Raw genomic sequence first — 23494 nt, forward strand, 5'->3', positions numbered from 1 at the left:
TCCCGCTGCCGGCGCGTGACGGTCAGGTCGCGCGGTTCGGCCCGCTGTCGCACCGTCTCGCCGAAACCCGTTTGACGAGAGAATTCCGGAAAAACGGTTAGCCATGGCGCGTTCGCAATCCGGATGGCGCCTCGGCGTCGACATCGGCGGGACCTTTACCGACCTCGTGCTCGCCGCGCCGGACGGCGCCCTGCACACCCATAAGCTTCTGTCAACGCCCGACGACTACGGCCGGGGCATCCGCGACGGCGTTGCGGCGCTGCTTGACCGGCAGGGGCTCGAACCAGCCGCCGTCGGCCGGGTCGTCCACGGCACGACCGTTGCGACCAACGCCGTGCTGGAGGGCAAGGGCGCGCTGACCGGGCTCGTCACCACGCGCGGCTTCCGCGACGTGCTGGAGATGCGCCGCCTGCGCATCCCGGAGATGTACACGCTGAACTATCGCCGGTCGGAGCCGCTGGTCCCGCGCCGGCTGCGCCTGGAGGCGGATGAACGGATGGGGCCGGAAGGCCAGGTCTGGCGGCCGCTCGATGCGGCAAGCGTGGAAGCCGCGGCCGGGCGGCTGGCGGCGGCCGGGGTCGAGGCGGTCGCCGTCTGCCTGCTCCACGCCTACGCCAACCCGGATCACGAGCGCCGCGTCGCGGCCGTCCTGCGCGACCGGCTCGGCGACGATGTGTTCCTGACCTGCTCCAGCGATCTCCTGCCGGTCATCCGCGAGTACGAGCGGACCAGCACGTCCGTCATCAACGCCTATCTCGGGCCGGTGATCCGGGGCTATCTCGGCCGGCTGCGGGAGCATCTGGACGGCATCGGCGTGACCGCGTCGATCCTGGTGATGAAATCCGACGGCGGCATCATGAGCGCCGCGGCGGCGGCGGAGAAGCCGGCCTACATCGTCGAGTCCGGACCTGCCGCCGGCGTGATCGGCGCGGCCCACGCCGGCGCGCGCGACGGGATCGCCGACTGCATCACCCTCGACATGGGCGGCACCACGGCCAAGGCCTCCATCGTCGAGGCCGGCGAGGTCGCCCGGACCGGCGACTATGAGGTCGGCGCCGGCATCAACCTGTCGAGCAAGCTGGTCATGGGCGGCGGCCACGCGCTCAAGCTACCGGTCATCGATATTTCGGAGATCGGCGCCGGCGGCGGCAGCCTGGTGCGGGTCGACGCCGGCGGGCTGGTCCGCGTCGGGCCGGACAGCGCCGGCGCCGTGCCCGGTCCGGTCGCCTACGGGCAGGGCGGTACGGAGCCGACCTTCTGCGACGCGGTGCTGACCCTCGGCTGGCTCAATCCGGATTATCTGGTCGGTGGCGGTCTTGCCGTCGACGCCGGAGCTGCCGCAGGGTCGGTCGCCGAACGGATCGCCGTGGTGCTGGGCCGGGACGTGCTGGACGCCGCCCACGGCATCCTGGAGGTCGCCTGCGGCACCATGATGCGCGCCGTCAAGGCGGTCTCGACCTACCGCGGCCGCGACCCGCGCGATTTCGCCCTGTTCGCCTTCGGCGGCAACGGACCTGTCGTGGCGGCGGCGATCGCCGACCTGCTGGAGATGACGAGGGTTGTCGTGCCGCCCAATCCCGGCGTGTTCAGCGCCTACGGCCTGCTGCTCTCCGACATCGAGCAGGAGGCGGCGCGCAGCCATCTTGCGCTGCTCTCCGAGACCGGGCCGGCGGCGATCGACGCCCTTTACCGGGAACTGGAAACCGGCCTCGCCGCGGACATGGCGGCGGAAGGGTATGCTGCCGGCGACTATGCCCTGCGCCGTCTCGCCGAGCTGCGCTACGAGGGCCAGGCGCACGAACTGGCGGTTCCGGTGCCGGCGGGGCCGGACGGACTGCCCGATACCGCGGCGATGGCCGCCGCCTTCGGCGCCGAGCACGAACGGACCTATGGCCACCGCGCCGATGCCGTCGCCGTGGAAAGCGTTACCCTGCGCGCGGTCGCGACCGTTGCGGTCGACAAGCCCGCGCCGAAGCCGAAACCGGGCGGTGCGACTGCCGGCAGCGCCCGCCCGGCTTTTTTCGGCGCGGCGGCGGGCCGGCCGAACGTGCCGGTCGTGCCGCGCGAGGCCCTGACGGCAGCGCCGCGCGGCGGCCCGCTGATCGTCGAGGAATACGACGCGACCTGCGTTGTGCCGCCCGGCTGGACGGCGCGCCTCGATGCGGCGCAGAATATCGTGCTGGAGAAGGGAGGCGTGGCATGACCCGGGCCCGACTCAACGCCCGACTCAACGCCCGACTCAACATGGGCCGCAACGCCGATCCGATCGCCCTGGAGGTGGTGCGCAACGCCCTGTCGTCGATCGCCGACGAGATGGCGCTGGTCATCATGCGCACGGCCTATTCCTCCATCGTGCGCGATTCGATGGACTATTCGACCGGCCTGTGCGACCGGCACGGCGAGGCGGTCGCCCACGGCCTGACCATGGCGCTGCATCTCGGCTCCTTCCCGGACGGCATGAAGGCGCTCATCGCCGAGTATGGCGACGATACGAACCCCGGCGACATCTTCGTCTTCAACGATCCATATACCGCCGGCGGGATGCATCTGCCGGACGTCTATATCGTCAAGCCGCTGTTCTACGGCGGCGAACTGGAAGGTTACGCCGCGACCCTGGTGCACCAGATTGACATGGGCGGCATTGCGCCGGGCAGCACGGCGGTCTACGCCACGGAGATTTTCCAGGAAGGGCTGCGCATTCCCGTATTGAAGATGTACGAGGCGGGCCGGCCCAACGAGACCTTCTTCCGGCTGATGCACCAGAACACGCGGGTGCCGGACAAGCTGGCCGGCGACATGCGCGCCCAGGTCGCCGCCTGCAACACGGCCGAGCGCGCCTACGGCGGCCTTGTCGAGCGCTACGGCAGCGAGACTTTCCGCACCATTCTCGCCGACCTGCACGACTATGCCGAGGCCGTCACGCGCCGGGAAATCGCCGCGCTGCCTGACGGGCAGTGGTCCTTCACCGACTATCTGGACGGGCTCGGCGACAACCCGGAGCCGATCCCGCTCAAGGTGACGGTGACCATCGATGGCGGCCGGATGATCGTCGACTGGGCCGGCACGGCGCCGGAGGTGCCGGGCGCGATCAACTGCCCGTCGCCCTTCGTCAAGTCGGCGGTGCAGCTCATCGTCAAATGCATTGCCGACGGGGAAATCCCGAACTTCGAGGGCTTCGCGCGGGCGATCGACATCCGCCTGCCGGAAGGCACCATCGTCAACCCGCGGCCGCCGGCGGCCTGTGCGGCGCGGGCGATCGTCGGCTGGCGCGCCATTGACGTGCTGCTCGGCGCATTCGCGCAGATCGTGCCGGACAGGATCCCGGCGGCCGGCGAGGGCGGTGTCACCTTCCCGGCGATCAGCGGCATGCACCGGGGCCGGCAATTCGTCCTGTCCGAGACACTGGCGGGGAGCTGGGGTGCGATGCCGGACCGCGACGGCACTTTCGGCATCCCCAACCCCGGCGGCAACCTGACCAACCAGCCGGCCGAGATGATCGAGGCGCTGCATCCGCTCGAGATCGAGGGCTACGGCATGGTCGAGAATTCCGGCGGGCCGGGCCGCTACCGCGGCGCGCCGGCCTACCGGCGGCAGTACCGGGTGCGCGCGCCAGGCGGCGTGCAGATGGTCATGCGCTCCGACCGGCGGCGGATCCTGCCCTACGGGCTGGACGGCGGCTGTCCGGGCACGCCGTCGTGGAACATCGTCAATCCGGGGCCCGACCAGCGCACCGAGCCGGTCATGCCGATGGAAGCGATCCGGCTCGCGGACGGCGAGGTCTTCTGCCATATCGGCGCCGGCGGGGCCGGGCAGGGCGATCCGCTGGAGCGCGATCCCGCCCTGGTTGCGGCGGATGTCGCGGAGGAGCGGATCACGGCCGATTACGCCGAAGCGGTCTACGGCGTCGTGCTCGGCGCGGCCGGCGCGGTCGATGCACAGGCTACGGACGCCGCGCGGGCGGAACTGCGCAAGGCGCGGGGAAACGGCGCCGATCCGGCGCCGGCCTATCTGCGGATGTTCCAGGACAGCCTCGGCCTGCCGGACTTCCGGCTGGCGGGCGAGCGGCGGATGGTCTACGCCGAAGAGGAAAGGGATTAGGCGATGCCGGGGAAAGTGGTGGAAGACTTCGTCATTCCGGCCCGATACGGGCGCGGTTTCGTCGTGAAAAAGGGCCAGGTGCTGCGCATCGCCCAGGTCGAGGGCGGCCAGGTCGGCGACTGCGCCTTCTTCAACGCCGACGATCCGAAGGAGATGTTCCACTGCGGCCAGAGCTGGGCGATCAACGTGACCGCGGGGACCGGCACCAGCAAGGCGTTCCGGTATTTCTATTCCAAGCCGCCGCGCGAGAATGTCATGCTGACGGTGCTGGAAGACACCTACCCCAACCACTGGGGCAACATGGGCGGGCGCTGCTCGACCCGGCTCTACGAAATCCGCGACAATCTCCCGCCCGGCAGCCACCGCTCGTGCCAGGAGAACCTGCGTGAGGCGGTCGAGCCGTTCGGCCTGACCGGCGACGACATCATGGACGTGTTCAACGTCTTCATGAATGTCGACCTGTTCACCGACGGAAGCTTCAAAATCCTGCCGACGGAGGCCGGGCCGGACGACTATATCGACCTGCGCGCCGAGATGAACGTCCTGGCCGCGATCTCCGCCTGCCCGGCCGATACCTCGCCGACCAACAACTTCCGCTCCGCCCCGCTCGCCATCCGGATTTTCGAGGGCTGAGCGTTCCGCTGTCCCGATACGGCGCGCAGCCGTTCCGAGTGCCGACGCCGTTAACCACCCTTCAGTGCCGCCCCGGATGGAGCGCAGCGGAAATCCGGGGCCCAGAGTCGCCCGGCACGATCTTGCCTCACGTCCCTGGGCCCCGGATCAAGTCCGGGGCGGCATCATTGGTTTTTGTGGTATCGACGAAGGGGCGGCATTTGCAGTTTTCGTCGGCTTTCTCCCGCCGCCGCCCGAAAGTCCGGCTATGCGGCTGACGGACCCGCGGCGATACCGGTCTCGATCATCCGGTCGATCTCCTTCCCGGCATAGCCGACTTCGCGCAGTACGGCCCTCGTGTCTTCGCCGTAGCCGCGCGGGGGGAAGAAGTCCTCCGGCTTTTCCGCCAGGTCGACGGCGCGCGGCTGCAGGCGCAGGGCCCGGCCGGTCGGCAGCACCGTCCGGGTCATCTTCGAGCGGACCGCCGGCATCTCGTGAACCTGCGGGATCGGGTTGATCGGCGTATTCGGGATCTGCGCCGCCGACAGTTCCGCCGAAACCGCCGCCAGCGTCGCCTGCCCGGTCGCCACGCCGATCTCCCGGTAGATCGCCTCGCGGTCGGCATAGCGCGCTTCCGGCGTGTCGCGCGCGCCGTCCTTCGCCACGGGGACGAAGCGTTCGATCGCTGTCAGGCGGCGCCACTGGGCGTTGCTGCCGACGGCGATATAGATGTAGCCGTCGCTGGTCGGGTAGACGCTGGTCGGGATGAACTTGCGGTGGGCGTTGCCCCAGCGGGAAATCTCCTCCGGGTCGCAGTCCAGGTCGATCAGCGGCAGGAGCGTGATCAGCCACGACGCCGCGGCCTGGAGCATCGAGACGTCGATCCGCCGGCCGCCGGCCCTGTCCGCACCCTCGGCGAGCGCCAGCAGGACGTTGGCATAGACCTCGTCGCCGGCCTTGAGATCGACCACCGGCACGCCCATCAGGGTCGGCGGCCCGTCCTCGAATCCGGTCACTTCCATATAGCCGCACATCGCCTGGATGACCGGATCGTAGCCGGCGACCCTCGGATAGTCCGGCCCCATGGCGGAAATCCCCGCCCAGATCAGCCCCGGTTTGATCGAGCTCAGGGTCTCGTAGTCGATGCCGAGCTGTTCGTAGCGGCTGGGAATCGTGTTGCAGGTGAAGACGTCGGCGTCGAGCTCCCGGATCATGCGATGCAGGGCGGCCCGGCCTTCCGCCGTCTTGAGGTTCAAGGCGACGCATTCCTTGCCGACATTCTGGGCCAGGAAATAGGAATAGGGCTCGATGCCCGGCACCGGCCCGCCGATATAGCGGTTCGGGTCGCCGGGCTGGTCGCCGCCGCCGGTCGATTCGACCCGGATGACCCGCCAGCCGAGATGCACGAAGCGCATCGTCGCGTAGGGCATCGCGAGCGCCTGTTCCATGGCGATGAGGGTGCGTCTCGTCACATTTTGCTCCGCTGCTGCTGCCTCCGGCCTGCCGTACCGGCCTCAGATCGTGACCGGCTCCTCGAACCGGCCGTAGACGTCGGCGAGGACCTTCGTCATTTCGCCGACCGTCGCGTAGGCCTTCACCGCCTCCATGATCGCCGGCATCGTGTTGGCGCCGCCGGCGGCATCGGCGTGGAGCCGTTTCAGCGCGCGGTCGACCGCATCCCGGCTGCGCTCCGCCCGCACCTGTTTCAGGCTCGCCATCTGCATATCGACGTCCTCCTGCCGTTCGGGATGGAACGCGACGTCCGGCTTTTCCTCCTCGACCCGGTAGCAGTTGACGCCGACCTTGCGCGCCGCGCCGCTCTCGACCCGGCGGTGGTGCTCGTAGGCCTGTTGCGAAACCCGGTCCTGGATCCGGCCGCTCGCGACGCCGGCGACGATGCCGCCCTCGTCCTGCACCCGCCGCATCGCCGCCGTTATCTTCTCCTCCATCTCGTCGGTCAGCGCCTCGACGAAATAGGAGCCGCCGAGCGGATCGGCCGTGTCGCACAGGCCGAGTTCCTCGATCAGCAATTGCATGGTGCGGATCGAGATCTGCTGCGCCCTGGGCGAGGGGATCGTGTAGGCCTCGTCGTAGCAGCACAGCGCGATCGTCTGGGCGCCGGACAGCACGGCCGAGAGCGCATAGTAGGCGCCGCGCATGATGTTGTTTTCCGGCTGGTCGATGGTGAGCCCGAAACCGCCGCCGCCGGCGATCATGCGCATCCACATGGTTTTGGGATTTTTCGCGCCATACTGTTCTTTCAGAATTTTCGCCCACATCCGGCGGCCGGCGCGGAACTTGGCGACTTCCTCGAACAGCTTGCCGAAGACGTTGAAGTTGAAGGACAGCCGCCCGGCGAAATCGTCGATGGCCAGGCCGCGCTTCAGCGTCTCGTCGATATATGCCTTGGCGATCTCGAAGGCGTAGGCCATCTCCTCGGCCGGATCGCAGCCCGATTCGCGGATGTGGTAGCCGCACACGCTGACCGGGCTGTAGTTCGGTGCGTGGCGCGCGCAATATTCGATGGTGTCGCCGACCAGCCTGACCGACGGCTCGACCGGGAAGACCCAGGTGCCGCGGCCGACCATCTCCTTGAGGATGTCGTTCTGCGCCGTGCCGCGCAGGGCGGCGATGTCGTAGCCGCGCTTTTCCGCCATCGCCAGATACATGGCGATCATGATCGCCGCGGCGCCGTTGATCGTGAGCGAAACGGTGATCGCGTTCAGGTCGACGCCGTCGAACGCGACCTCGAAGTCGCGCAAACTGTCGACCGCCATGCCGACCCGGCCGACCTCGCCTTCGGCGGCGGGGTCGTCGCTGTCCAGCCCGCACTGGGACGGCAGGTCGAAGGCAACGTTGAGCCCCGTGTTGCCGGTCTCGATCAGATAGTGGAAGCGCTCGTTCGTCGCCTGCGCGTTGCCGAATCCGGTATACTGGCGCATCGTCCAGGGCCGCCGGCGGTACATCTCGGCGTGGATGCCGCGGGTAAACGGATACTCGCCCGGCCGTTCCTCGCCGGCGCCGTTGGCACCGTTCGCATCCGCCGCCGTGTAGACCGGCTTCACCTCGATCCCGGAGTCGAAAAAGACCGGCTCGACGCCCCTGGGCAGATCGAGCCCGCCTTTCGCGTCCGTCGCTAGTTTCTCGGCCATCTCGCTACATTCTCCTCGATATACCGGACGATGTCGTCCAGCCGGCTGCGCGAATTGAAGACGGCGTCGACGCCGATGTCGGCGAGCGCCTCGTGGTCCCGCTCCGGCACGTTGCCGCCGACAAGCCAGAGCCGCGTGCCGAGGTCGTATTCGTCCCACAGGTCCTTGAGCCGCCGGGCCAGCGGCAGGTGGGAGCCGGACAGGATCGACATGCCGATCACGTCGACCTCCTCGTCCTTTGCGCGCCGGGCGATGTCCTCCGGCGTCTTGCGCAGTCCGGTATAGACCACGTCCATGCCGGCGTCCTTGAGCGCGCGTGCAACCACCTTGGCGCCGACATCGTGGCCGTCCAGCCCCGGCTTGGAGATCAGCACCCGGATCGGCCTGTCCGTTGCCTGGCCTGTCGCTTGGCCGGTCATCCCGCGGACACCTCCTTGGCGATGACCAGCTTCAGGATCTCGCTGGTGCCGCCGCCGATCAGCAGGAAGCGCACGTCGCGCAGATAGCGCTGGGCCGGATACTCCATGGCGAAGCCGTAGGACGCGAAGATGCGCGAGGCGTGTTCGCAAATGCGCGCCGCGGCCTCCGAGGCGAACAGCTTGGCCATCGCCGCCTCCTTGTGATGCGGCAGGCCGGCGTCGCACAGTTGCGCGGCGTGGGCGACGAGGTGGCGGGCGGCCTCCAGGTCGGTGCCCATGTCGGCCAGGCGCATCTGGACGGCCTGGAAACGGTTGATCGGCTTGCCGAACTGCTTGCGCTCGCCGGCATATTGGACGGCGTCGTCGAGCGCCGCCCGGGCGATCCCGAGGCCCATGGCGCCGGTCATGATGCGGATGCGGGCGAGGATCTTGCGCAGATGGGTTTCGCCCTCGCCGACCGCGCACAGTCGGTGGCTGTCCGGCACGAAACAGTCGTCGAACGAGAGTTCCGAGGTCGGCAGGGCGCGGACGCCCAGCTTCTCGATCGCCCGGCCGACCTGGAGGCCGTCGAAGTCCCGCTCGACCAGGAAGATGGTGATGCGGTCTTCGTCGCCGGCCTTGGCAAAAACGGTGAAGAAATCGGCGACCGGCGCCGAGGTCACCCACATTTTCTGGCCGTTGAGCCGCCAGCCGCCATCTGCTTTCGCCGCGCGGGTGTTCATGCCGTGCAGGTCCGAGCCGGCGTTGGGTTCGGTCATGCAGATGCCGCCGATCTTCTCGCCGTCGAGCGCCGGGATCAGCAGCCGCTCGACGATGTCGTCGCTGCCCAGTTCGTTCAGGAAATGGGTGCCCATCAGCGCCTGCATCGAGCAGGCCGCGGCCAGCGCCATCGAACCGCGCGACAGTTCCTCGACCGCCAGGCAGAAGGGCAGCAGGCCGAGTTCCAGCCCGCCGACCCGCTCCGGATAGCGCATGCGGAAAAAGCCGAGTTCGCCGATCTGCCGGAACAGGTCGCGCGGAAACTCGTGGGCCTCGTCGATCGCCTCGGCCTGGGGCAGGATCCGCTCGTCGCAGAAGCGGGCGAAGGTCTCCCGGATTGCGGCAACCTCTTCCGGCAGCTCGATCATCGGCGCGCTCCGCCGCCCTTCATTCCGCAGCCACGGCCGCGCCGCCGGTCCGGGCGCGCAGGGCGGCGGTTGCGGCGCGGTCGACCCGCATGGCCGCCCGGTCGACGACCGCGCCGTAGTCGCGTTCCGCTCGCTCCGGCGTCACCTTGCCGTCCAGCAGATCGCGGTCGATGGCGGCGAGGTCCCGCTCGCGGGGATCGCCGTAGCCGCCGGCGCCCGGCTGGCGCAGGCTGACGACATCGCCTTCGGCCAGCGTGTCGAGCGCCTTGGACCGCATGCGCTCTTCCTTCGGCGTACCCGGGTTGCGAACGATGGCGCCGGGCGCGCCGGGCCGGCCGCCGAACAGCCCCTGGGGCGGGAATTTCTGACGGTCGGCGTAGCGCGCGAAGCTGACCGGGCCGGTGAGCAGGCGGATGTCGCGGCGCAGGGCAAGGCTGCCGCGGAACTTCCCGGCGCCGCCGGTGTCCGGCAGGAATTCGTAGCGGTCGATGCGGAAGGGGAAACGGCTCTCCACGGCCTCGACCGGCGTGTTCATGAAGCGGGGCAGGTGGCTGTCCTGGCCGTCGGCGCCGTCCTGGCGCGGCCTGCCGCCGTTGCCGCCGCCCTGGATGTCGATCATGATGAAGGTCTCGCCGGTCTTCGGATCCGTGCCGCCGAAGCCGCAGGTCGTGATCTGGCCGTGGCTGCCGGCGGTCACCCGGTCCGGCGCGGCCTGCGACAGGGCGAAGAAGGTGCCCTCGGCGATCTTCTGCGAGGCATTGGTGCGCGCGGCGACGGCGCCCGGCGGCAATGGATCGGCGATCGTGCCCTTCTTCGTCACCACCTCGACCGGGCGGTAGCAGCCGGAATTGGGCGGCGCGTGCGGATCGACCACGGCGATCATGACATAGTAGATCGCGGCGTGGGTGTTCGCGATGGTGGAGTTGGTGTTGCCCTCGGCCTGCGGATCGGACTCCGTCAGGTCGACGATCGCCCGGTCGCCGTCGATCGTGACCTTGAGCGCGATGCGGATCGGCTCGTCGTTGATGCCGTCGTCGTCGATGAAATCCTCGGCCTCCCAGGTGCCGTCGGGCAGGGCCGCGAGCCCCTGGCGCATGCGCCGCTCGGAATAGTCGAGCAGGTCGTTCCAGGCGCTCTGGACCACCGCCTTGCCGTAGCGGTCGAACAGCCGGCCGAGCCGCTCGGTGCCGACCATCAGCGAGCTGATCTGCGCCCGGATGTCGCCCAGCGTCTTGTCCGGCACGCGGATCTGGTTGGCGATGATGCCGACGATTTCGCGGTCTTCGGCGCCGGCTTTCATAATCTTCACCATCGGCAGGCGCAGGCCTTCCATGTAGATTTCGCGGATGCCGCCCGCGACGCCGCCCGCCGCCACGCCGCCGAGGTCGGAATGGTGGGTGATGTTGCCGACGAAGCCGATCAGCTCGCCGCCGTGGAAGGCCGGCGCGATGGCGTAGAGATCCATGATGTGCTGGCCGCCCCGGTAGGGGTCGTTGGTGACGATGACGTCGCCGGGCGCCAGGTTCTCCGGCCCGAATTCCTTGACCAGCTCGCGCATGGTGATCTCGAAACCGGCGAGCAGGCTGGGCGTGTGATGGGCCTGGGCGACCGTCTGGCCCTTCGCGTCGGTCACGACACAGGAAATGTCCTTGATCTCGGTGATGATGGTCGAGCGGCCGGTGCGGACCAGCGTGTAGCCCATCTCGTCGGCGATCTGCTCCGAGGCGTAGCGGATCACCTGCATGGTCACCAGATCGTTCATCGCCCGCTCCCGCTACGATCCGCGCAGATCGACGATCAGGCCGAGGTCGGCGGCCACGGCCGCCTGCGTCCCCGGCGGCACCAGGGTCGCCGAGGTATCCTCCTCGATCACCGCCGGTCCGGGCACCATCATGCCATGGGCGAGCCGTCCGCGCTGAAAAATCGGCGTGTCGGTCCAGCCCGGCCCGTCGAAATAGACCGCACGGCGGCCGCTTTCGGCCGCGGCGGGCGAGGTTGCGCTTCCCGTACTCTCCGGGAATTCGACCGGCGGATTGAGTCCTTCGGCGCTGAGGCGCAGGTTGACGATCTCGATGGGCTCGTCCTCAAAGAAGAAGGCGTAGCGCTCGCGATACAACCTGCCGAAATCCGCAGCCAGCGCGGAAATCCCGGCTTTCGTCACCGGCCCCTGGCCGGGCAGGGGCAGCAGCAGCTCGTAGGTCTGGCCAACGACCTTGAGGTCGGCGAGCCGGGTCAGGCGGATGCGCTCGGCCGGAAACCCCTGGGCGGCCAGCAGGTCCTTGCCCTGTTGCTCCATGTCCTGAAAGGCTTTTTCCAGCCCGGCGATCTCCGCCTCTTCGGCGACGATGCCGCCGGTCGCGGTCACATAGTCGTGGCGCATTTCGGTCGCCAGCAGGCCGACGGCGGAAAAAGTGCCGGGCATCGGTGGCACGATGGCTTCGGCCATCGACAGTTCCTGCGCCAGGTCGACCGCGTGGGCGCCGCCCGCGCCGCCGAAGGAGACCAGCGAGAAATCGCGCACGTCGATGCCGCGCTGGATCGTGACCGTGGCGATGCCGCGGATCATGTTGGCGTTGACGACCCGGACGACGCCGAGCGCGGCTTCCTCCAGGCTTGCGCCCATCTTTTCCGCCAGGGCGCGGACGGCGCGTTCGGACGCCGCAAAATCGAGCGCCATGCGGCCGGCGTTGAAATTGTCCGGGTTGAGCCGGCCAAGCACCAGGTTGGCGTCGGTCACCGTCGCCTCTGCGCCGCCCTGGCCGTAGCAGGCCGGGCCGGGCACGGCGCCCGCCGAGTGCGGCCCGACATTGAGCGCGCCGCCGGGATCGATCCAGGCGATCGAGCCGCCGCCTGCGCCGATGATATGCAGGTCGACGATCGGGATCTTGACCGGCAGGCCCTGGAAATCGCCCTCGGTCGTCACCCGCGAGCGGCCGTCCTCGATCAGCCCGATATCGAAGGAGGTGCCGCCCATGTCGACCGAGACCATGCGCTCGCGCCCGTGCCGCCGCCCGTAGGCCGCCGCCGCCACGACGCCGCCGCACGGGCCGGAGTTGACCGTCGTGACCGCCTTGCGCCGGGCCTGCTCCACCGAGGTCGAGCCGCCGTTCGCCTGGATGACGGAGAGGCGCGCCGCCGGCGCGGCCTCCGCGATCCGGGCTTCGAGAGTGCCCAGATAGCTGTCCATGACCGGCGTCAGATAGGCGTTCATCACCGCCGTCGAGGCACGCTCGTATTCCCGGTATTCCGGGCTCATCCGGTTGGACACGCTGATCGGCACACCGGGCAGGCGCCCGGCCAGGAGTTCGGCGGCGCGGTCTTCGTGTGCCGGGTTGAGGTGGGCGAACAGGAAGCAGATCGCGACAGCCTCGACCTGTTGGCGGGCGAACACGTCGGCGGCGGCGAAAACGCCGGCCTCGTCGAGCGGCGTCACGATCCGGCCTTCGGCGTCGATGCGCTCGACGGCTTCGAGGCAGCGGTGGCGCGGCACCAGGGGCGGCGGCCGGTCCACGGTGAAATCGTACAGGCCCTCCATCGGCCGCTGGACGCGGCCGATCTCCAGCATGTCCCGGAAGCCCGCCGTCGTGAGAAAGCCGACCTTCGCGCCGCTGCGCTCGATCAGCGCGTTGGTGCCGGTCGTCGAGCCGTGAACCACCTCGACGATGCCGTCCAGGCCGATCCCGGCCGCTGCGGCAGCCGCATGAATGCCCTCGATCGCGCCGGCGGCGCGGTCCTGCGGCGTCGTCGGCACCTTGGCGCCGGTCAGGCCCCGGCCCCGCTCGTCGGCGACCACCACATCGGTGAACGTGCCGCCGACGTCCACGGCGACGCGGTATCGGCGCGCCGCATTGGCGGAATCCATCTGCGCCCCGCCGCCTACAGCCTTACCGCCTACAGCCCCGGCAGCCACAGGACGATCGGCGGGAAGAAGATCATCAGCAGCATGACCAGGGAATCGCAGCCCAGGAAGGGCAGGGCGGACTTGTAGATGTCCATCATCTTCGTGCCGGCCGGCGCGACGCCCTTCATGACGAAAAGCTGCAATCCGAAGGGCGGCGACGTGCTCGCCATCTGCATGTTGAGCAGCATGATCGCGCCGAACCAGATGATTGCCTGCTCCGGCGTCAGGCCGAGGCCGGGCGCCAGCGCCTCGACGATCGGCAGGTATATCGGCACCGTCAGGAACATGATCGACAGCGGCTCCATGAAGGTACCCATGACGAGCAGCACAAGCATCATCAGGATGATGATGACGAAGGGCGCGACCTGGACCGCCGTCGCCAGCTCGACCATGCCGCGCGAGGCCCCGGTAAAAGCGAGGATCTGGCCGAACGCCGTCGTGCCGGTCAGGATCATGAACATCATGACCGTCGTGCCCAGGGTCGAGCGCAGCGATTTCGCCGCGACATCCCAGTTCAGCCCCCGGTACAGGGCCGCGAGGATGAAGGTGCCGGCGGCGCCCAGGGCGGCCGATTCGGTCGGCGTCGCCACGCCCATGAAGATCAGGCCGATCACCAGGAAAACGATGGTAGCGAGCGGGAACACATAGATGAGCGTATTGCCGATTTTGGGCAGCAAGGGCTGGGGCGGCACGTCGTAGGGCGGCGCCAGATGGGGTTGCAGAGTGCAGCGGATCACGATGTAGGAGGCGTAGAACAGGCCCATCAGCAGGCCCGGCAGGATGATCGCGATCAGGAAATCGCCGACCGAGAAATCGCCGATGGCCGCGAGCAGCACGCCGAGCGCCGAGGGCGGAATCATGATCGCCAGACCGCCGGAACCCAAAATCGGCCCCAGGGTCATCGGCTTGGCGTAGCCGCGGCCTTCCATGTCCGGCACCAGCAGCTTGCCGAGCATCGCCGTGCCCGCCATGCCGGAGCCGGTGAGCGTGGCGAACATGGTGCCGCCGCCGACCGCCATCAGGCTGAGCCGGCCCGGCACCCGGCCGAACCAGGAATCCAGCACCTCCATCTGCTTCGAGGCGATGCCCGAGCGGAACATCACCTCGCCCATCAGTATGAACATGGGGACGGGCAGGATCGCGAAATGGGTGACGGACGCGCCGACCGAAAGGACGAGCTGGTTAAAGCCCGCAAAGCCGTTCCAGAAGATGTAGACGCCGACGACGTTGATGGCGAGGAAGGCGAAGGCGACGGGCACGCCGATCGCCAGCAGCACGATCAGCGCGCCGAAGATGACCAGCAGGACGACCCACCACTCGGGACCCATCTATCCGATTTCCGTTTCGAAGCTGGCCTGGTCGCTGCGCACGCCGGCGGCGAATTCGATCGTGTGGCGCAGGAAGCGCAAGGCCAGGATCAGCGAGCCGACCGGGATGCACAGAAGGACGATCCACGACGGGAACTCCACGACCGTCGGCTTGTAGGCGCCGGTGACGTATTTCTCCCAGGTCGCGCCGGCGCCCCAGATCAGCAGGACGAGCGCGATCCCCAGCCCGAGCAGCGACGAGATGACGCCAAAGCGCTGCCGCCAGCGCTGGGAAAAGGCATAGAGGAAAATATCGACGCGGACGTGATTACCCTCGCGCAATGCCCAGGCCGCGCCGAGAAAGCAGATATAGAGCAGCGCATACTCGGCAAACTCGACGACCCAGACCAGCGGGTCGTTGAGAACGTAACGCATGAAGACTTCGAGGCAGACCGCCAGCGTGATGGCGACCAGCAGCAGGACAGCGCCGAACGACATCGCGTCTTCGATCCGGTCGAGGATGCGAAGGAAGCGTTGCATGGGGCGATCCGCAAAAAATCCGGGGGCGGCGGGAAGCCGCCCCCGAACCTATATCCTCAGGGCATTCGCGCCTAGTTGCAGGCGAGCTTCTTCAGCTCGGCCACACGCTTGGCGCCGACCTTTTCGGCCAGCCGCGCCCATTCGGTCTCATAGGCGGCGTCGACATAGGTCTTGTTCTCGGCGTCCGAGAACTTGATCTTGGTGACGTGGCCCTTGAGCGACTCCCAGTCCTTCGCCTCGAGGGCCTGGTAGTATTTCACCATGCCCGGCTCGTAGCCGACCGAGATTTCGGTGATCTTCTTCCGGGCGTCGGCCGGCAGCTTCTTCCACCGGTCGAGATTCATGATCGCGCCCATGTTCGAATTGCCGAAGAAGGGCAGGTCGACGACGTACTTCGCCTTCTTGACCCAGCCGCGCTTGAGCACACCGGCGGTCGGCCAGCCGAAGCCGTCGACCACGCCGCGCTCCAGCGCCGTGTAGACGGCCGGCGAGTTCATGGTGACCGGCACCATGCCCAGCTTCTTCATCATCTTGTCGTAGAGCGAACCCGTGCGCATTTTCAGGCCCTTGAGATCGGCCAGCGTCTTCGCGTTCTTGTTCATCCAGAGATAGAAGTTGCCGTACTGGACCCGCGCGATCAGCTTCAGGTTCAGCTTCGCCATCTGGGCGTCGAGATGGGCGAAATGGCCGTTGTTGCGCTCGTCCGGAATCGTGCATTTGGACAGCCAGCTCGACGCCGTCTCGGGCGCGCGGTCCTGGATATCGGCGAACACGGCGAAGATGATGTCGATCACGCCGTTGCTGGCCGCGTCCCATTGCTGGCGGCGGCCGATCACTTCCGGCCCGCCGATATAGTTGATTTTCAGCGTGCCCTTGAGCGCGGCGTTCACCTTGTTCACCCAGTCGTGGGACGATTTCATCACCGGATGCTTGTGCGGAATGAAGGCGATGGCGCGCATGCCGGTTTCCGCCATCGCAAGGGACGGAGCGGCGGCAATGGCCGCGGCACCGATCAAAAGACCCAATTTACGCATTACAAACTCCTCGTTTTCCCGCCATTCCCGTTTCCTCCCTATGGAATTCCGGGATTGCGCCGCAGAACCTACCCGACCGTTCGCCGGATTACCAGCGCACGCAGCGCATGGCGCCCCGGACGCCACTCCCGGCCTCCGGACCAGGCGAAAGAATCGTAGGGAATGGTTTCAAGCCTCCCCTACGGACGGCTGCGGACTTGCGTCTTCCGGAATTTCAATCGGAGACGCTGCCGGACAGCGCAAACAGCCGCGCGAAATCGGGCAGGGGGCCGCCGACGACTGCCCGTTCGAGCGCGTCGGTATCCCGCGCGGGGGAAGCGCGCCGGGCGTTGGCGCGGAATTTCGCCAGCACCTTGCCGGCATCCGGCGGAGCGGAGGAGACCGGCCGTTCGCGCCGTCCGCCGTCGGACAGGTCGAGGATCAGCACGCCGTCAAATCCCTGGCCGAGCGCCGGGTCTTCCTCGTGGGTCAGGCGCGCCGCAAGGTCGAGGACCGCCGGGTCACGGCGCGACGGCGCGTCCAGGGCGTCGAGGGTCACCGCGCCGTCGGCGAGTGCGACGGCCAGCAGGTAGGGCAGGCTGGCGATCGCCGCCATTTCGCTGTCCGGGCGGAGCTTGGCGGCCCGCGGCTCGCAGACGATCTGCGCCGCCCACGGCGCGATCCGGCAGACGCCGCCCACAATGTCGCCCGCGCGGAGGCCATGCTCGCGGCGCAGGTCGATGGCGGCGTCGAGATAGGGCTGAATGACATGGGCGCAGGGATAGTATTTGAAATGGACCTCCGCGCCGCGCCAGGCCGCGCCCAGCCCGCCGGTCAGGGTTTCCGCCAGACCGGCCGGCGAAATCTCCTCACCCGCCAGCAGTGCGGCATAGAGATTGTGCCGCCCGTCGAGCACCCCGGCCGGCCCGCGGAAGCCCTGCGCCGCCATCTGCGCCGCCACGATGCCGCCATGGGCCGCCCAGCCGGCGTGCAGCCATTTCGACCAGGAACCGTCGGCGACGAAGGCCATCAGCCCGCCCGCCATGCTGCCGGCGAGGCCGAAGGCGTTTGCGATGGCCGCGCCGTCGAGCCCCATCAGCCGGCCGGCGGTCGCGGCCGCCGCAAACGGGCCGACGATGCCGGTGGCGTGCAGGCCGCGGATGTGGAAGCGCCGGCCGGCGACGCTGCCGAGCCGCGCCGCGACTTCGTAGCCGGCGACGATGGCGGCGGCGATGTCGGCGTCCGCCGCACGGTTCGCCTCGCCGACCGCTAAGGCCGCCGGCACGACGACCGAGCCGGGATGCACGACGGAATCCTGGAAGGTGTCGTCGAAATCCCGGCAATGGGCGGTCACGCCATGCACGAAAGCCGCCCAGGCCGCCGATGCCCTGCCGCCGCCCGGAACAATGCCGGCTTCGTCCGATGCGCCCTGGCGGCCCGCGACCTGCCGAGCCGCCGCCGCCGCGTCGGTCGAAGCGCCGGCGAGGATGAGGCCCAGCGTATCGAGCACGCGCAGGCCGATCAGCGGATGCTGCGCGGCCGGAACGTCCGCCCACCGCAGGCCGGCCGTCCAGTCGGCGAGGATGCGCGCGGCGGCGCGGTCGGCCGGGGCGGTCAAAGAACGTCCCTGAGCAGGTCTTCGACCTCGCCGGCCGTCACCGGCCGCGGGACGTGGGGCATCATGTAGTCGTCCATCGCCAAGGCCGCGATCGGTCCGAGATCGGCGTCGGTCAGGCCGGCGTCGGCAAGCCGCTGCGGGATCGGCAGGGCGCCGACAAGCTCCGCCATCGCGTCCGCCGCGCGGGCTCCGGCTTCGTCCGGCGCGAGGCGGTCGGTGCGCACGCCCATCGCCTCGGCGACCCAGACCTGCCCGCCGCCCAGCGCCGGCAGCAGGCGGCGCATCGCCGGCGCCAGCAGGATCGAATGGGCGATGCCATGCTGCAACCCGTGGCGGCCGCCGAAGATGTGGCCCAGCGCATGGACGACGCAGACCATCGTGTTGATGCCCGCGACGCCGGACATCAGGCAGGCCATCTGGCAGTCGGCGCGCGCGTCCAGGTCGTCAGGCTTTTCGACCGCGCGGGGCAGGGCGCCCCGCAGCAGCCTTGCGCCGTGCAGCGCCAGACCGGTCGTGACCGGCTGGCGGGTGCGGGCGTAGAGGGTTTCGATGCAGCGGGCCATGGCCGTCATGCCGGTGAGCGCGCTCAGCACCGGGTCGGCGTAAATCGCCATCTCCGGGTCGAGGATCGTCGCGTCCGGCACCATGCGCCGGTCCCAGAACAGCAGCTTGGTGCGCTTTTCCGGATCGCGCAGGCCGGCCGTCGGCATGACGTCGCTCGAAGAGCCGGCGGTGGTCGGCACCGCGATATGGGCGATGCCGGGGTCGGGCATGGCGGCGCGCTCCATGCCCCTGGCGCCGAAATCGATGGTGTAGGGCGCGAAGTCGCCGCCGGTCGCCCGGAGCAGGGCGATGCCCTTGCCGGCGTCGATCGCGCTGCCGCCGCCGACGCTCACGACCGTGTCCGCGCCGCAGGCGTCGAACTGCGCCGCCGCCTCCTCGACCTGGGCATAGGGCGTGTGGGCCGTGATGCCGTCATAGACGCCGGCCAGCCGGCCGCCGAGCGATTGCGTGACGGCTTCAAGCATCGGCCCGGCCGCGACCGTCCGGCCGCAAACGACAAAGGCGCGGGCGCGCCCGAATTCGGCCATCAGTTCGGGCAGCCGCGCGACGCTGCCCCGGCCGTGGCAGACCTTGCGTGGCCACTCCTGGATCAGCCCTTCAAGCATCGGCGGCTTCCGCGGTTTGCGTCCCGGCGCGGGCCTGCCGGATCGCCTGCCAGACCCGGTGCGGCGTCGCCGGCATGTCGAGATGGGCCACGCCCAGCGGCGCCAGCGCATCGAGGATCGCGTTGACGACGGCCGGCGCCGTGCCCACCCCGCCGGCCTCGCCGATGCCCTTGGCGCCGAGCGGATTGTGCGCCGAGGGGACTTCGTGCAGCAGCAGCCCGAGCGTCGGCACATCCGCGGCCCGGGGCAGGGCGTAATCCATGAAGGAGCCGGTCAGCAGTTGCGCGCTGCCCGGCTCGTAGATCGCGTGTTCGAGCAGGGCCTGGCCGATGCCGGTCGCGACGCCGCCGTGAATCTGGCCTTCAACGACGACCGGATTGACGATCCGGCCGGCGTCCTGCGCGATGACGTACCGGTCCAGCGTCACGGCGCCGGTCTCGGGATCGACCTCGACCTCGCAGATGTTGCAGCCGGCCGCCGAGGTGCCGTGTTCCGGCCGATAGCTGGCCGCGGCGTCCAACGCCTCCCCATCCCGCGCCGCCAGCCCGGCAAGCGCGGCCAGGTCGATCCGCCGGTCGGTGCCGGCGATCTCGAAAACGCCCCGCGCGTAGGTGACGTCGCCGGCGGCGGCTTCCAGCGCCTGCGCCGCCCGATCCCGGCCGGTTTCGACCAGCGCGTCCGCAGCCAGCAGGGCCGAGGAGCCGCCGATGGTCAGCGACCGGCTGGCGCCGGTGCCGGAGCCGGTTTCGATCCGGTCGGTATCGCCCTGGACGACGCGGATGCGCGCGGGGTCGATGCCGAGGCTCGCCGCCGCGACCTGCGCGAAGGTCGTGGCGTGCCCCTGTCCGCCGGACTGCGCGCCGATCAGCAGGTCGATCCCGCCATCCGCACCGACGACCAGCCGGGTCGTCTCGATAAAGTTGAAGCCCGCCATGTAAACATGCATGGCGATGCCGAAGCCGCGCCGCAGGCCCTGCGCTTCGGACTGCCGCCTCCGCGCCGCGAAGCCCGCGCGGTCCGCCATTTCGAGCGCCGCGTCGAGCAGCGCCCGATAGTCGCCGGTATCCTGCACGAGGCCGGCCGGGTTGGTGCGGGGCAGTGCATCGGGCGGCAGCAGGTTGCGCCGGCGCAGTTCGACCGGGTCGCGGCCGAACCGGCGCGCCGCGGCGTCGATCAGCCGCTCGACGATGTTGACGCCCTCGGGCTCGCCGGCGCCGCGGAAATTACAGGTCGGCACGGTGTTCGAATGGAAGGCGCGCAGTTCGTAGTCGACCGCCGCCACACCATAGACGTTGCCCAGGACATAGCCGGAGTTGCGCAGCGAGACGACGCCGCGCGGCGCGAGATAGGCGCCCAGGTTGCCGGTCGAGCGCACGCGGACGGTGAGAATGCGCCCGTCGCCGTCGAACGCCATCTCGGCCCGGCTCGCCTGCTCCCGGCAGCCAACATCGCTGAGCAAGCCCTCGTCGCGGCGGCCGATCCACTTGACGGGCCGGCCGAGCTGCCGAGCCGCCCACATCACAAGGCATTCCTCGGGATAGAGCACGTTCTTGATGCCGAAGCCGCCGCCGACATCGGGCACCTTCACGGCGATCTTCTCGGGCGGCACGCCGAAAATGTCCGCGGCCAGGGTCTTGCGCATGGAATGAGGTTTGCCGGCCGCGGCGTACAGCACGATGCAATCGCGTTCTGCCTGGTATTCGCCGATGTAACAACGGTTCTCGATCGGCGCGCCGAAAATCCGGTTGCTCTCCAGTTCGATGCTCTCGACATGGGCGGCTTGCGCGAACGCGGCGTCGGTTTCCGCGCGGTCGCCCAGCCGGATCGTGAAGGCGCAGTTGCCCGGTGCCTGCGGCCACAGGGCCGGGGCCGGCGCGGCGGCGGCTTCCGCGCTGTCGGCGCAGGCCGGCAGCGGTTCATATTCCACGGCAATGCATTCGGCGGCATCGCGGGCGATGGCCTCGGTTTCGGCCACGGCCATCGCCACGATCTCGCCGCAGAAACGGACGGTATCGCCGGCGATCAGGGGCTGCGGCGCGGCGACGGAGGGATCGCCCAGGGGAGGCAGGGATTCGGCGGGCGCGTCGGATGGCGGGCGCACTTCCCACGGCACGCCGCCCAGCCTGTCGGCGGCAACGTCCGCGCCGGTCAGAACCGCGAGCACGCCCGGCATCGCTTGCGCTTCGGCGATGGACAGGCCGCCGATACGGGCGTGGGCGTGCGGGCTGCGCAGGAAGACCGCCCGGGTCTCGCCCGGCAACGCGATATCCTCGACGAAGCGACCTTCGCCGCGCAGAAAGCGCTCGTCCTCCAGCCGCAGCAGCGGAGCGCCGATACCCGCCGGCTCTGCATCCGAATCTGCGGCGGGGCCCGCCTCCGCCGCCGTGACGGCCGGCACAGTGGGTCGGTCGCTGTCCATGCCGGTCTGCTTATCGGCCGCCCCGCCTCCGGGCAACCGCATTTCGGGGCCGTCTCAGCCCTCTTCGCGCATCCGGCGGGCGTTGTCCTCATAGGCCCGCCGTTCCGGGCCGTCGTAATTCGGGGCGACGGCGACCGGTTCGAAGGCCGGCACGAACATGTCGATATAGGCAGCGCCGCAGGTGTGGACGGGCTTCGCCCGGTCCCAGACGAGGTATCCCCGCTCGTCCACGCAATCGGCATCGGCCGAGGCGGCGGCGACCCGGCCGGCGACCATGACCCGCCCGTCCCATTCCTTCGTCCAGATCACCCGGCATTCGAAATGGCGCGGGCATTCGGCGACCCGCGGCGGGCGCACGGCCTGGGCCGCCAGCGCGGTCAGGCCGGCCTGCTCCAGTTCGTTCACGCCGCGGGAGAAGGACAGGCCGACGGTCTGCAACCTTGAGAGGATGTCCGGATCGAACCGGGGCAGGTTGACGGTGAATTCCGGGATTTGCCGGAGATTGGCCACCGTGTCGTGGGTCGCGTAGGCTGTGAAGGCGATATCGAGCGGCTCATGGCTGACGCGCACGCAGCTGCCGTAGGCCGCGGCGTTGACCCGGCCGGCGCCGTCGCAGGTCGTGACGATGGCGACGCCCGACGACGGCGCAAACGCCCGGTCCCGCTGCCGGCCTTCGAGATCGCGTTTTTCCGGGACCATGGTGGCTTCCTTTCTCCGCTCGGCGACGATGGCGGGGACGGGGAAGCCATTACCAGCCGTGCGGGTGCCCGCCTATTCCGCAGCGGCCCGGATCGCCGTGGCGCGCAGGGCGCGGTCGAGGTCGGCGATCAGGTCGTCGGCGGTCTCCAGTCCGATGCTGAGCCGGATGACGTCGTCGCCGGCGCCGGCCGCCGCGCGCTGCTCGTCGGTCAGCTGCCGGTGGGTCGTGCTCGCCGGATGCAGGATCAGCGAGCGGGCGTCGCCGACATTGGCGAGGTGGCTGAACAGCTCGACCGTCTCGACCAGCCGCATCCCGGCCTCGTAGCCGCCCTTGAGCCCGAAGGTGAAGACCGAGCCGGCGCCGCGCGGCATGTAGCGCTGCTGCAAATCGTGGAACGGGCTCGACGGCAGCCCGGCATAGGACACCCAGTCGACCGCCGGGTGGCCCTCCAGCCATTCGGCGACGGCGCGCGCGTTGGCGCAGTGCCGCTCCATGCGCAGGGGCAGGGTCTCCAGCCCGAGCAGGGTGAGCCAGGCGTTCATCGGCTGCTGGCTGGCGCCGAGGTCGCGCAGGGAGACGGCGTGGGCGTAGGTCGTGTAGGCGAGCGTGCCGAAGGTCTCGGCGAAGGTCAGGCCGTGATACTCCGGCGCCGGCCGGGCGAGGCTGGGGAACTTGTCGGCGTGCTCCAGCCACGGGAAATCGCCGGTATCCACCACCGCGCCGCCGAGCGAGGTGCCGTTGCCGGACAGGAACTTGGTCGTCGAGTTGACGACGATGTCGGCGCCGAAATCGATCGGCCGGCACAGCCAGGGCGTTGCCATCGTGTTGTCGACGACGAAGGGCACGCCGGCTTCGTGCGCAATGGCGGCGATGGCTTCCAGATCGACGATCACGCCGCCCGGGTTGGCGATGCTCTCGACGAAGAGCGCCCGTGTGTCGTCGCTCAGCGCCCGGCGGAAATTCTCCGGATCCTCGGGATCGACGAACTGCGCCTTCCAGCCGAACTTCTTGAAGCTGTTGCCCATCTGGTTGAGCGAACCGCCGTAGAGCTTGTTGGCGGCGATGACCTCGCAGCCCGGCGCCATGAGTGGGAACAGGGCGAGGACCTGCGCCGCGTGGCCGGTTGCGACCGCCGTGCCTCCGACGCCGCCTTCGAGCGCCGCGAGGCGCTCCTCCAGCACCGCGTTGGTCGGGTTGGCGAGCCGCGAATAGACGAAGCCCGGCTCCATCAGGTTGAACAGGGACGCGGCGTGGTCGGCATCGTGGAAGACGTAGGAGGTGTTCTGAAAGATCGGCGTCTGGCGCGCGCCGGTCACCGGCTCGGGCTGCGCCCCGGCATGGATCGCCAGGGTCTCGAAGCCGTAAGTCGGGTCGCCGCTGCCGCTCATCGCCCCGTCCTCGTTCGTGCCGTCCTCATTC

Annotated in this window: 17 protein-coding genes; 3 read left to right on the plus strand and 14 right to left on the minus strand. The window is 69.2% G+C overall.

All coding sequences use genetic code 11. From position 1 onward, the window contains the following. Positions 1-103: 103 nt before the first annotated feature. The 3 genes from OXM58_17965 to OXM58_17975 are packed head-to-tail and all read left to right on the plus strand — an operon-like array spanning position 104 to position 4731. Positions 104-2203, plus strand: a complete 2100-nt coding sequence (locus OXM58_17965; GenBank protein MDE0150246.1) for a hydantoinase/oxoprolinase family protein — start codon at positions 104-106, stop codon at positions 2201-2203. After that, positions 2200-4098, plus strand: a complete 1899-nt coding sequence (locus OXM58_17970) for a hydantoinase B/oxoprolinase family protein (protein ID MDE0150247.1) — start codon at positions 2200-2202, stop codon at positions 4096-4098. The genes OXM58_17965 and OXM58_17970 overlap by 4 nt, the downstream gene beginning before the upstream one ends. 3 nt (positions 4099-4101) lie before the next feature. After that, positions 4102-4731: an urea carboxylase-associated family protein gene (locus OXM58_17975; GenBank protein ID MDE0150248.1), complete on the plus strand. Its 630-nt coding sequence runs from the start codon at positions 4102-4104 to the stop codon at positions 4729-4731. A 245-nt stretch (positions 4732-4976) separates the two neighbouring features. Here OXM58_17975 and OXM58_17980 read toward each other — a convergent pair whose 3' ends face one another. The 14 genes from OXM58_17980 to OXM58_18045 form a co-directional block, all read right to left on the minus strand. Beyond that, positions 4977-6182 carry a CaiB/BaiF CoA-transferase family protein gene (locus OXM58_17980; protein ID MDE0150249.1) on the minus strand — a complete coding sequence of 402 codons (1206 nt, stop codon included), beginning with the start codon at positions 6180-6182 and terminating at the stop codon, positions 4977-4979. Positions 6183-6224: 42 nt separating this feature from the next. Then, positions 6225-7862, minus strand: coding sequence for a methylmalonyl-CoA mutase family protein (locus OXM58_17985; GenBank protein MDE0150250.1), 1638 nt, complete (start codon positions 7860-7862; stop codon positions 6225-6227). Further along, a complete protein-coding gene (locus OXM58_17990) occupies positions 7847-8281 on the minus strand; it encodes a cobalamin-dependent protein (GenBank protein MDE0150251.1) in 435 nt (144 codons plus the stop codon). The genes OXM58_17985 and OXM58_17990 overlap by 16 nt, the downstream gene beginning before the upstream one ends. Continuing rightward, a complete protein-coding gene (locus OXM58_17995; GenBank protein ID MDE0150252.1) occupies positions 8278-9408 on the minus strand; it encodes an acyl-CoA dehydrogenase family protein in 1131 nt (376 codons plus the stop codon). The genes OXM58_17990 and OXM58_17995 overlap by 4 nt, the downstream gene beginning before the upstream one ends. 19 nt (positions 9409-9427) lie before the next feature. Further along, positions 9428-11170 carry a hydantoinase B/oxoprolinase family protein gene (locus OXM58_18000; GenBank protein ID MDE0150253.1) on the minus strand — a complete coding sequence of 581 codons (1743 nt, stop codon included), beginning with the start codon at positions 11168-11170 and terminating at the stop codon, positions 9428-9430. Between the two features lie 12 nt (positions 11171-11182). Beyond that, positions 11183-13270, minus strand: a complete 2088-nt coding sequence (locus OXM58_18005) for a hydantoinase/oxoprolinase family protein (protein MDE0150254.1) — start codon at positions 13268-13270, stop codon at positions 11183-11185. A gap of 29 nt (positions 13271-13299) precedes the next feature. Next, positions 13300-14637 (minus strand): TRAP transporter large permease subunit, encoded by a 1338-nt coding sequence (locus OXM58_18010; protein MDE0150255.1) that lies wholly within the window; start codon positions 14635-14637, stop codon positions 13300-13302. Further along, on the minus strand, positions 14638-15156 hold the full coding sequence (locus OXM58_18015) for a TRAP transporter small permease (protein MDE0150256.1): 519 nt from the start codon (positions 15154-15156) through the stop codon (positions 14638-14640). Between the two features lie 71 nt (positions 15157-15227). Then, positions 15228-16190 (minus strand): TRAP transporter substrate-binding protein DctP, encoded by a 963-nt coding sequence (gene dctP / locus OXM58_18020; GenBank protein MDE0150257.1) that lies wholly within the window; start codon positions 16188-16190, stop codon positions 15228-15230. A 214-nt stretch (positions 16191-16404) separates the two neighbouring features. Beyond that, positions 16405-17787, minus strand: coding sequence for an MmgE/PrpD family protein (locus OXM58_18025; protein MDE0150258.1), 1383 nt, complete (start codon positions 17785-17787; stop codon positions 16405-16407). Next, a complete protein-coding gene (locus OXM58_18030; GenBank protein MDE0150259.1) occupies positions 17784-18956 on the minus strand; it encodes an iron-containing alcohol dehydrogenase family protein in 1173 nt (390 codons plus the stop codon). The genes OXM58_18025 and OXM58_18030 overlap by 4 nt, the downstream gene beginning before the upstream one ends. Continuing rightward, the gene (locus OXM58_18035; GenBank protein MDE0150260.1) at positions 18949-21375 is read right to left on the minus strand and encodes a xanthine dehydrogenase family protein molybdopterin-binding subunit; all 2427 of its coding nucleotides are present in this window, start codon (positions 21373-21375) and stop codon (positions 18949-18951) included. The genes OXM58_18030 and OXM58_18035 overlap by 8 nt, the downstream gene beginning before the upstream one ends. A 54-nt stretch (positions 21376-21429) precedes the next feature. Continuing rightward, complete coding sequence (locus OXM58_18040; protein ID MDE0150261.1) at positions 21430-22074, minus strand: flavin reductase family protein; 645 nt, start codon at positions 22072-22074, stop codon at positions 21430-21432. A gap of 72 nt (positions 22075-22146) precedes the next feature. After that, positions 22147-23463 carry an O-acetylhomoserine aminocarboxypropyltransferase gene (locus OXM58_18045; protein ID MDE0150262.1) on the minus strand — a complete coding sequence of 439 codons (1317 nt, stop codon included), beginning with the start codon at positions 23461-23463 and terminating at the stop codon, positions 22147-22149. Positions 23464-23494: the final 31 nt, after the last annotated feature.

The sequence above is a fragment of the Rhodospirillaceae bacterium genome (assembly GCA_028819475.1).
Lineage (GTDB): Bacteria > Pseudomonadota > Alphaproteobacteria > Bin65 > Bin65 > Bin65.